The organism is Pseudoxanthomonas kalamensis DSM 18571, from assembly GCF_010211745.1.
In the GTDB taxonomy this organism is placed as follows: Bacteria; Pseudomonadota; Gammaproteobacteria; order Xanthomonadales; family Xanthomonadaceae; genus Pseudoxanthomonas_A; species Pseudoxanthomonas_A kalamensis.
This window is the reverse complement of the sequence record NZ_PDWQ01000003.1, coordinates 367,926-377,913: the sequence shown is the minus strand read 5'-3', so window position 1 is coordinate 377,913 and position 9,988 is coordinate 367,926. Positions and strand designations below refer to the sequence as shown.

Below are 9,988 nucleotides of genomic sequence, written 5' to 3'. Positions count from 1 at the left end.
TCCGCGGCGGCGCGACATGATGGTCAGCACGGCAGCCCGCATCCCGCCACTTGCCTACCTTCGGCCCGAATGCCGCTCGCAATGCCCTACCCCCGGCGACGGTGACCGGCCGCCGACACCGAATACCAAGAAAATACGAATGGAGCTTCCCCGAATGAATGCCCCTGTCCGCACGATTGCCCTGGGTTGCGTCGCCGCACTGGCGCTGGCCGCCTGCAAGCCGCAGGAACAGCCTGCCCCTCCGCCGCCGGAAGTGGGCGTGGTCAAGGTCGCCCCGAAGACCATTCCGCTGCAGCGCGACCTGGTCGGCCGACTGGCGCCGTTCCGCAGCTCGGACGTGCGCGCCCGCGTCTCCGGCGTGCTGCTCAAGCGCCTGTACACCGAGGGCAGCGACGTCCGCGAAGGGCAACCGATGTTCCAGATCGACCCCGCCCCGCTGCAGGCCTCGCTCAGCGCGGCCCAGGCGGCGCTGGCCTCGGCCCAGGCCAGCTACACCAATGCCCATGTCGCCGCCCAGCGCGCGCGCCAGCTGGCGCCGCAGAGCTTCGTCTCCAAGGCCGACCTGGACAACGCCGAAGCCGCCGAGCGCAGTGCCGCCGCTGCCGTGCAGCAGGCCCAGGCCAGCGTCACCAGCGCCCGCATCAACCTCGGCTATGCCTTGGTCGCATCGCCGATCGCCGGCCGCGCCGGCAAACAGCAGGTCACCGAAGGTGCCCTGGTCGGCCAGGGCGAAGCCACCCTGCTGACCACGGTCGACCAGCTCGATCCGCTGTACGTGAACTTCTCGATGGCCGCCAACGAGTACGAGCAGCTCCGCGACGCCAGCAACGTGGCGCTGGCCGGCAAGGGCGAAGCCACCGTCGACGTGGTTCTGGGCGATGGCCGCTTGTACGCGCACCCGGGTTCGCTGGACTTCTCCGACACCGTGGTCGATCCCGCCACCGGCGCGATCTCGATGCGCGCCAGGCTGCCCAATCCCGACCATGCCCTGCTGCCCGGCAACTTCGTCACCCTGAAGGCGACCCTGGGCGAGCGCAACAACGTGTTCGAGGTGCCGCAGACCGGAGTGCTGCGCGATGCCGCCAGCGCCTATGCCTACGTGATCGACAATGAAGGCAAGGTCGCCCGCCGCAACCTGCAACTGGAAGGCGCCAAGGGCGATACCTGGCTGGTTACCAGTGGCCTGTCCGCCGGCGACCAGGTGATCGTCTCCGGCGTGCAGAAGGTACAGGACGGCGCCGTCGCCAAGCCGACCCCCTGGCAGCCGCCGGCCGCGCCCGGTGCCCAGCCCGGCCCGCCGCAACCCGACGCCGGTGCCGAAGACGGCGCCCCGGACAAGGCCGCAAACGCCGAGACCGGGTCGAAGGCCGAATAAGGAAGCCGCGACATGCCCAAGTTTTTCATCAACCACCCGGTCTTCGCCTGGGTCACGGCGATCCTGATCTCGCTCGCCGGGGTGATCGCCATCCTCGGCCTCGGCGTCGAGTCGTATCCCAACATCGCACCGCCACAGGTCACCGTTACGGCGACATACCCAGGCGCCAGTGCCGCTACCGCCGAACGCTCGGTGACCCAGGTCATCGAACAGCAGCTGACCGGCATCGACAACCTGCTCTACTTCAGCTCCTCGTCCAGTTCGTCCGGACGGATCACCATCACCCTGTCGTTCCAGACCGGCACCGACCCCGACATCGCCCAGGTTCAGGTGCAGAACAAGGTCTCGCTGGCCACCCCGCGGCTGCCGTCCGAAGTGACCCAGCAGGGCGTGGTGGTGGCCAAGGCCAATGCCGGCTTCCTGATGATCGCGGCCTTGCGCACCGACAATCCGGACGTCGACCGCAACCAGCTCAACGACATCATCGCTTCGCGCGTGCTGGACCAGATCTCGCGCGTACCGGGCGTCGGCAGCACTCAGCACTTCGGCGCCGAGTACGCGATGAACGTGTGGCTGAATCCGGAAAAACTGCAGGGCTATCACCTGTCCGCCAGCGAAGTGCTGGCCGCGCTGCGCGCGCAGAACGTGCAGTTCGCCGCCGGCTCGCTCGGAAGTGACCCCGCGCCCGAGGGCCAGGCCTTCACCGCCACCGTATCCGCCGAAGGCCGTTTCACCTCGCCCGAGCAGTTCGAGAACATCATCCTGCGCGCCGACAGCAACGGCAGCATCGTACGGATGAAAGACGTGGCTCGGATCGAGATCGGGCCGCAGGGCTACGGCTTCGACACCCAGTACAGCGGCACCCCGGTCGGCGCCTTCGCCGTGCAGCTGCTGCCCGGCGCCAACGCGCTGAACGTGGCCGAGGCGGTGCGCGCCAAGATGGACGAGCTTCAGGGAAGCTTCCCGTCCGGGGTGAGCTGGTTCAGTCCGTACGACAGCACCACCTTCGTCAAGATCTCGATCGAGGAAGTGGTCAAGACCCTGGTCGAAGCCATCATCCTGGTGTTCCTGGTGATGCTGCTGTTCCTGCAGAACGTGCGCGCCACCATCATCCCGACCCTGGTCATCCCGGTCGCCCTGCTCGGCACCTTCGTCGGCATGAGCGTGATCGGCTTCACCATCAACCAGCTCACCATGTTCGCGATGGTGCTGGCGATCGGCATCGTGGTCGACGACGCCATCGTGGTGATCGAGAACGTCGAACGGATCATGGCCGAGGAGCATCTGCCGCCACGCGAAGCGACCGAAAAGGCGATGGGCCAGATCACCGGCGCGGTGATCGCCATCACCGTGGTGCTGGCGGCGGTGTTCATCCCCAGCGCGCTGCAAGGCGGCGCCTCGGGCGAGATCTACAAGCAGTTCGCCCTGACCATCGCCATCTCGATGGCGTTCTCGGCGTTCCTGGCGCTTGGCTTCACTCCGGCCCTGTGCGGCACCTTCCTGAAGCAGCATTCGCCGGATACGCCCAAGCGCGAGAACTTCGTGTTCCGACTGTTCAACAAGTACTACGACCGGGTTGCCGGGACCTACGTTGGCCACATCACCAGCGCCATCCGCCACGCGCCGCGCTGGATGATCGTGTTCGCGCTGCTGACCGTGCTGTGCGGCTTCCTGTTCACCCGCATGCCGCGCAGCTTCCTGCCGGAAGAGGACCAGGGCTACGCGATGGCCATCGTGCAATTGCCGCCGGGCGCCTCGATCAATCGTACCCAGGCGGTATTCGAGCAAATACGGCAGAGACTATCTTCGATCGAAGGTTTCGAAGGCATCATGGAAGTTTCAGGCTTCAGCTTCGTCGGCCAGGGCGAGAACGTCGGCATGGCGTTCATCCGCCTGAAGGACTGGAAGGATCGCAAGAACACCGCGCCGGAATTCATCCAGCAGGCCAACATGGCCCTGTTCGGGATCAAGGAAGCGCAGATCTTCGTGGTCAACCTGCCGACGGTGCAGGGCCTGGGCCAGTTCGGCGGCTTCGACATGTACCTGCAGGACCGCACCGGCGCCGGCCACGAGGCGCTGGAACAGGCGCGCAACATGCTGCTGGGCAAGGCGGCGCAGGACCCGACCCTGTTCGGTGTGCGTCCCAACACGCTGGAAAACGCGCCGCAGCTGTCCTTGACCGTGGACCGGGTGCAGGCGCAGTCGATGGGGCTGTCGCTGAGCGATATCTACACGTCGGTGCAGCTGATGCTGGCGCCGGTGTACGCCAACGACTATTTTTCGGAAGGCCGCATCAAGCGCGTCAACGTCCGTGCCGATGCGCCATACCGCAGCGGTCCGGAGGCGCTGTCGCGCTTCTACACACCCAGCGCCGCAACCACCGACGCCGACGGTCAGCGTTCGATGATTCCGCTGAGCAACGTGGTGCATTCCGAATGGACCACCGCTTCGCCATCGCTGACCCGCTACAACGGCTATTCGGCGGTGAACATCAACGGTTCTCCGGCACCGGGCACCAGTTCCGGACAGGCCATGCAGACGATGGAGAACATCGTCAACAACGACCTCCCACAGGGCTTCGGCTATGACTGGAGTGGCATGTCCTACCAGGAAATCCTGGCCGGCAACACCGCGACCCTGCTGCTGGCGCTGTCGATCGTGGTGGTGTTCCTGTGCCTGGCAGCGCTGTACGAGAGCTGGTCGATCCCGGTCGCGGTGCTGCTGGTGGTGCCGCTGGGCGCACTGGGCGCAGTCGTGCTGAGCATGCTGCGCGGCCTGTCCAACGACATCTTCTTCCAGATCGGTCTGATCACCATCATCGGCTTGGCCGCGAAGAACGCGATCCTGATCGTGGAGTTCGCAGTCGAGCAGCGTCGCCACGGCAAGACCCTGCGCGAATCGACCCTGGAAGCCGCGCGCCTGCGCTTCCGCCCGATCCTGATGACCTCGTTCGCGTTCATCATGGGCGTGATGCCGATGGCGCTGTCGTCCGGCGCCGGCGCCAACGCCCGCCATGCGATCGGCACCGGCGTGGTCGGTGGCATGCTGTTCGCCACCTTCCTTGGCCTGCTGATGATCCCGGTGTTCTTCATCGTGGTCCGGCGCATGCTCGGCGACAAGATGGACGAGCCGTCGAAGGAATACCTGGAACAGCAGCAACGCGCCGTCTGATCCCTGTTCACATCGGAAAGAAAACCCCGGCAGTGCCGGGGTTTCTTTTGCGTCAACGATTGTCTGCTTCCGACTTCGGGCCGGCTCAGCCCTGTTTGGTCTTCTCGCTGGCGATCCACTGGTCGACGCGCTTCTCCAGCAGGGTCAGCGGCAACGCGCCGCCGCCGAGCACGGTGTCGTGGAAGCCCTTGATGTCGAACTTCTCGCCCAGCTCGGCCTCGGCCTTCCGGCGCAGTTCCTGGATCCGGATCATGCCGATCTTGTAGGCGGTGGCCTGCCCCGGCATGATCAGATAGCGCTGCACTTCCGACTTGATCGCGGTCAGCGGCACCGCACTGTTGGCGTCGAAATACTCGACCGCCTGCTGCTCGGTCCAGCCCTTGGCGTGCAGGCCGGTATCCACCACCAGACGGATCGCGCGCCACATTTCCGAGCTCAACCGGCCGAATTCCGAATACGGATCCTGGTAGGTGCCGGGCATTTCCTTGGCCAGCCATTCGGCATACAGGCCCCAGCCCTCGGCATAGGCGGTGAAGCCGGCCTGGGTGCGGAAGGTCGGCACCCCGGTCAACTCCTGCGCAATCGAGATCTGCATGTGATGACCGGGCAGACCCTCGTGATAGGCGATGACTTCCAGCTCCGGCTTCGGCATCGCGTTCATGTCGGACAGATGGGCATAGTACACGCCCGGACGCGAACCATCCGGGGTGCCGGGGAAGTAATGCTGGGCAGCGCCATCCTGTTCGCGGAACGCTTCCACCCGCTTGACCACCAGGTCGGCCTTCGGCAGCAGGCCGAAGTATTCCGGCAGGTGCTGCTTGATGTTGCCGATCACCTGGGTCGCCTCGTCGATGTAGGCCTGGCGGCCGGCGTCGGTATTCGGAAACTTGAACTGCGGGTCGGTATCGATGAAGTGGAAGAACGCTTCCAGATCGCCGTCGAAACCGACCTTGTCCTTCAGCGCCAGCATCTCGCCCTTGATCCGCTCGACCTCTTTCAGACCCAGCTCATGGATCTCGTCGGCGCTCATGTCGGTGGTGGTCATCTGCCGCAGCTGATACTCGTAATAGGCCTTGCCGTTCGGATGCGTGCTGCCGACGCCGCTGGCGTTCTCGGCCGCGTTCGGCAGGTCTTCCTCGCACCAGGCGATGACGCGGTCGTAGGCCGGCTCGAACTGCTCCAGCAGGGCCTGACGCGCCTGCGCCTTCAGTTTCGCGGCACGCGCGGCGTCGATCTTGCCGGCCTCGACCAGGGCATCGGCCTTGGCCTGGGCGTCGGCCCAGATCGCCGTATCCTTGCCGGCCGAGAACGGCGCACCGTCGATCACCTTGCGCGACTGGTCGATCACGCCCTCGTAGGCGAACTTCGGCGGGCGGATGCCCTGCCCGGCCGACGCCCGCGCGCGCTCGAGCAGCTGGTCGAACGCGCGGCCGGTCTCCTTCAGCCTGGCGACGTAGGCGGTGTAGTCGGACTCCTCGTCGACCTTGTGAAAGCTGATCAGGAACGTCGGCAGGAAGCTCTGTGCGCCGTTCATCTGGTCGAAGGCGTAACCATCGGCCATGAACGGCAGGCCGTCGCGGGCGTTCTCGTATTGCAGCTTCCACAGGTCGTACGAGAACTTGCCCTCGTCGCTGAGTTTGGCGTAGTCGAAGTCGCGTTCCATCTCCTCGACGCTGGCCTTCTGCCAGGCGACCTGGTCGCGTTGCGCCTGCTCGGACAGGTCGTCGATCTGGTCGTACAGGTCCTTGCGCCCCTGAAAGGTCAGCTGCATCGGGCTGAACTGCAGTTGCTCCTCGTATTTCTTCTCGAACCATTCATTCAGGCGCTCGCTCTCGGCGGCGATGTCGGCCGCCGACGCCACTGCCTGCGGGCCGCTGCCGGCGTCGGGCGCCGCGCCGCGATCGCAGGCGGACAGGGACAGGGCGGCGGCAATCGCCGCGACGATCAGGGTCTTGCGCATTCGGGTTCTCCTGCGGATTCGGGTCGGGACGAAAGCCGCACTCTAGCCGATGGCCGCGTGCGCGTCCCGTGACCAAAGCCGGGGGATGCGGGCGCTTGCTCAGCGCAGGCCGGTTTCCTGACGGGCGATCACCAGCCGCTGGATTTCGCTGGTACCTTCGTAGATCTCGGTGATCTTGGCGTCGCGGAAGTAGCGCTCGACCGGCATTTCCTTCGAATAACCCATCCCGGCGTGGATCTGCACTGCCTGGTGGGCGATCCACATCGCCGCCTCCGACGCACTCAGCTTGGCCACCGAGGCCTCGGTGGTGAAACGCGCGCCCTGCCCCTTCTGCCAGGCCGCGCGCAGGGTCAGCAGTTGCACCGCGTCCAGCCGGCACTTCATGTCGGCGATCTTGGCCTGGATCATCTGGAAGCTGCCGATGGCCTGGCCGAAAGCCTTGCGTTCCTTGACGTAATCGACGCTGGCTTCGTAGGCGGCGCGGGCGATGCCGACCGCCTGCGAGGCGATGCCGATCCGGCCCGCATCCAGTACCCCCATCGCGATGCGGAAGCCCTGGCCCGGCTCGCCGAGCACCTCGTCGGCGCGGGCGTGGTAGCCGTCGAATTCGATCTCGCAGGTGGCCGAGGCGCGGATGCCCAGCTTCGGCTCGGCCTTGCCGCGGCGGTAGCCTTCGCGTTCGGCATCGATCAGGAAGGCGGTCACCCCGCGCGCGCCTTGCTCGGGTTCGGTCAGCGCGAACAGCAGCACGTGACGCGCCACCGGACCGGAGGTGATCCAGCTCTTCTTGCCGTTGATGACGTAGCCGCCATCGGCCTGCTGCACCGCCCGGCACCGCATCGCGGTGGCATCCGAGCCCGACTGCGGCTCGGTCAGGGCAAAGGCGCCGATCTCGTGGCCTTCGGCGATGGCGCGCAACTGGGTCTGCTTCTGCGCCTCGCCGCCGTGCTGCAGGATCGCGTTGCAGAACAGCGAGTTGTTGACCGACATGATGGTGGCGTGCGCCGCGTCGGCGGCAGCGACCTCGATCATCGCCAGCACGTAGGCGATCGGATCCATGCCGGCACCGCCGTATTCGACCGGCACCTCGACCCCCATCAACCCGCTTTCGCCCAGCAGGCGCATGTTCTCGCGCGGGAACTCGCCCGTGTGGTCGTGGTGGGCGGCGCTGGGCGCGATCTTCTCGCGTGCGATCCGGCGCGCCGCGTCCTGGATCATCAACTGTTCTTCGGTAAAGGCGAAATCCACGGCAATCCCCTCGATGCGGAAGCGCGCATTGTATCGGCCGCCGGTCGCGTCTCTACGCCGCGCTTGACCTCGACCCGGCCGGCAACGGAAAATATCTCTTCATCGCGATATCAAGATATAACGGAGGACGCCATGGATCTGGAAGCCTGGTCCAGCCGGTTGAAGGTGCTGGCCGACCCCACCCGCGTGCGCCTGCTCGCCCTGCTGGAAGGCGAGGAATTGACCGTGGCCGAGTTGTCCGCGATCACCCGGCTGGCGCAGCCGCGGGTATCGACCCATCTGGCCAAGCTGAAGGAAGCCGGCCTGGTCCGCGACCGCCGCGCCGGCGTCTCGGCCTATTACCGCTTCGATGCCGATGCCCTGGACCCGGCCCAGCGCGTGCTGTGGCAGGCGCTGAGCACCGGCAGCGACGATCCGCTGCTGCGTCAGGACGCCGAGCGCGTGGCCAGCGTGCTGGCTACCCGCGCCGCCGACCAGAACTGGGCCGACAGCGTCGCCGGCGACATGGAGCGCCACTATTCGCCCGGCCGCACCTGGGAAGCGATGGCGCGCAGCGCCCTGCCGCTGCTGGCACCCGGCGACGTGCTGGACATCGCCTCCGGCGACGGCGTGCTGGCCGAGCTGCTGGCCCCGCATTCGCACCGCTACGTCTGCGTGGACGCCAGCAAGCGGGTGGTCGCCGCCGCCAGCGAGCGCCTGCGCCGCTTCCGCAACGTCGAAGTACGGGAAGGCGACATGCACGCGCTGCCGTTCGCCGAAGCCAGCTTCGATCTGGTGGTGCTGATGCATGCGCTGACCTACGCCGGCAAGCCCGCGCAGGCGGTAGCCGAAGCGGCGCGGGTGCTGCGCCCCGGCGGCCGCCTGCTGCTGTCCAGCCTGGCCAGCCACGGCCACCAGGCGGTGGTCGAAGCCTACGGCCACACCAACCTGGGCTTCAGCGAGAAGGAACTGCGCCGCTTCGTCGGCAAGGCCGGGCTGGAACTGACCAATGCCGAAACCGTGACCCGCGAGAAGCGCCCGCCGCATTTCGAAGTCATCTCGATGATCGCAAGGAAACCATGAGCGCCCCCACCCTGCCCTGGCTGCACCCGCAACGCGTCGCCTTGCTGCAACAGGCGCTGCGCGAGCGCATCCTGATCATCGACGGCGCCATGGGCACGATGATCCAGCGCCATGCGCTGGAGGAAGCCGACTTCCGCGGCACGCGCTTCGCCGACGGCTTCGACACGCAGGCCGGGCCAGACGCACAGGTGCCGCACGACCTGAAGGGCAACAACGACCTGCTGACCCTGACCCGGCCGGACATCATCGGCGGCATCCACACCGAATATCTGCAGGCCGGCGCCGACCTGGTCGAAACCAATACCTTCAATGCCAACAGCGCCAGCCAATCTGACTACGGTCTCAGCCATCTGGCCGCCGAGCTGAACCTGGAAGGCGCACGGCTGGCACGCGCCTGCTGCGACGCGGTCGAGGCGCAGACACCGGACAAGCCACGCTTCGTGATCGGTGTGCTGGGCCCGACCAGCCGTACCGCCTCGATCAGCCCCGACGTCAACGATCCCGGCTATCGCAACACCAGCTTCGACGCGCTGCGCATGCTGTACTTCGAAGCCGCCGACGCGCTGATCGAAGGCGGCGCCGACACCCTGATGGTGGAAACCGTGTTCGACACCCTGAACGCCAAGGCCGCGCTGTACGCCATCGAGGAAGTGTTCGACGCCCGTGGCGGGCGTGTGCCGGTGATGATTTCCGGCACCATCACCGACGCGTCCGGGCGCACCCTGTCCGGACAGACCGCCGAAGCGTTCCATGCCTCGATCGCCCACGTGCGTCCGCTGTCGGTCGGCCTGAACTGCGCGCTCGGCGCACGCGATCTGCGCCCGCACGTGGAGACGCTGGCGCAAGTGGCCGACTGCTACATCAGCGCGCACCCGAACGCCGGACTGCCCAACGCCTTCGGCGGCTATGACGAAACCCCGGAAGACATGGCCACCGTGCTGAAGGAATTCGCCAGCGCCGGCCTGCTCAACCTGGTCGGCGGCTGTTGCGGCACCAGTCCGGACCACATCCGCGCCATCGCCGACGCCGTGCGCGGCCTGCCGCCACGGAGAAGCGAGGAACGAGTAGAGAGAAACGAGTAGCGAGTAGTCAGCAGTGAGGAGTGAGCTCTTGCTTTCACTCACTTCTCATTCCTCTCCACTCTCCACTCGCTTCTCGACCCCGGGAACCCA

Annotated in this window: 6 protein-coding genes; 4 read left to right on the top strand and 2 right to left on the bottom strand. The window is 66.4% G+C overall.

The annotated features are described in order from the left end of the window. Positions 1–154 precede the first annotated feature (154 nt). Together CSC70_RS08060 and CSC70_RS08055 are read left to right on the top strand one after the other, a co-directional pair. The gene (locus CSC70_RS08060) at positions 155–1,375 is read left to right on the top strand and encodes an efflux RND transporter periplasmic adaptor subunit (protein WP_162456147.1); all 1,221 of its coding nucleotides are present in this window, start codon (positions 155–157) and stop codon (positions 1,373–1,375) included. 12 nt (positions 1,376–1,387) lie between these two features. Beyond that, a complete protein-coding gene (locus tag CSC70_RS08055; protein ID WP_162456146.1) occupies positions 1,388–4,546 on the top strand; it encodes a multidrug efflux RND transporter permease subunit in 3,159 nt (1,052 codons plus the stop codon). An 85-nt stretch (positions 4,547–4,631) separates the two neighbouring features. Here CSC70_RS08055 and CSC70_RS08050 read toward each other — a convergent pair whose 3' ends face one another. Beyond that, positions 4,632–6,506 carry a DUF885 domain-containing protein gene (locus CSC70_RS08050; protein ID WP_162456145.1) on the bottom strand — a complete coding sequence of 625 codons (1,875 nt, stop codon included), beginning with the start codon at positions 6,504–6,506 and terminating at the stop codon, positions 4,632–4,634. A gap of 99 nt (positions 6,507–6,605) precedes the next feature. Further along, on the bottom strand, positions 6,606–7,769 hold the full coding sequence (locus tag CSC70_RS08045) for an acyl-CoA dehydrogenase family protein (RefSeq protein ID WP_343038778.1): 1,164 nt from the start codon (positions 7,767–7,769) through the stop codon (positions 6,606–6,608). 117 nt (positions 7,770–7,886) lie between these two features. Here CSC70_RS08045 and CSC70_RS08040 point away from each other — a divergent pair, with 117 nt between their 5' ends. Next, positions 7,887–8,816, top strand: coding sequence for an ArsR/SmtB family transcription factor (locus tag CSC70_RS08040; RefSeq protein ID WP_162456143.1), 930 nt, complete (start codon positions 7,887–7,889; stop codon positions 8,814–8,816). Continuing rightward, the gene (locus CSC70_RS08035; RefSeq protein WP_162456142.1) at positions 8,813–9,898 is read left to right on the top strand and encodes a homocysteine S-methyltransferase family protein; all 1,086 of its coding nucleotides are present in this window, start codon (positions 8,813–8,815) and stop codon (positions 9,896–9,898) included. The genes CSC70_RS08040 and CSC70_RS08035 overlap by 4 nt, the downstream gene beginning before the upstream one ends. Positions 9,899–9,988 lie beyond the last annotated feature (90 nt).

Bases quoted from the DNA above. Each gene is read 5' to 3' on its own strand.
- CSC70_RS08035 (WP_162456142.1), top strand. From the start codon at position 8,813: ATGAGCGCCCCCACCCTGCCCTGGCTGCACCCGCAACGCGTCGCCTTG.
- CSC70_RS08040 (WP_162456143.1), top strand. From the start codon at position 7,887: ATGGATCTGGAAGCCTGGTCCAGCCGGTTGAAGGTGCTGGCCGACCCC.
- CSC70_RS08050 (WP_162456145.1), bottom strand. From the start codon at position 6,506: ATGCGCAAGACCCTGATCGTCGCGGCGATTGCCGCCGCCCTGTCCCTG.
- CSC70_RS08055 (WP_162456146.1), top strand. From the start codon at position 1,388: ATGCCCAAGTTTTTCATCAACCACCCGGTCTTCGCCTGGGTCACGGCG.
- CSC70_RS08060 (WP_162456147.1), top strand. From the start codon at position 155: ATGAATGCCCCTGTCCGCACGATTGCCCTGGGTTGCGTCGCCGCACTG.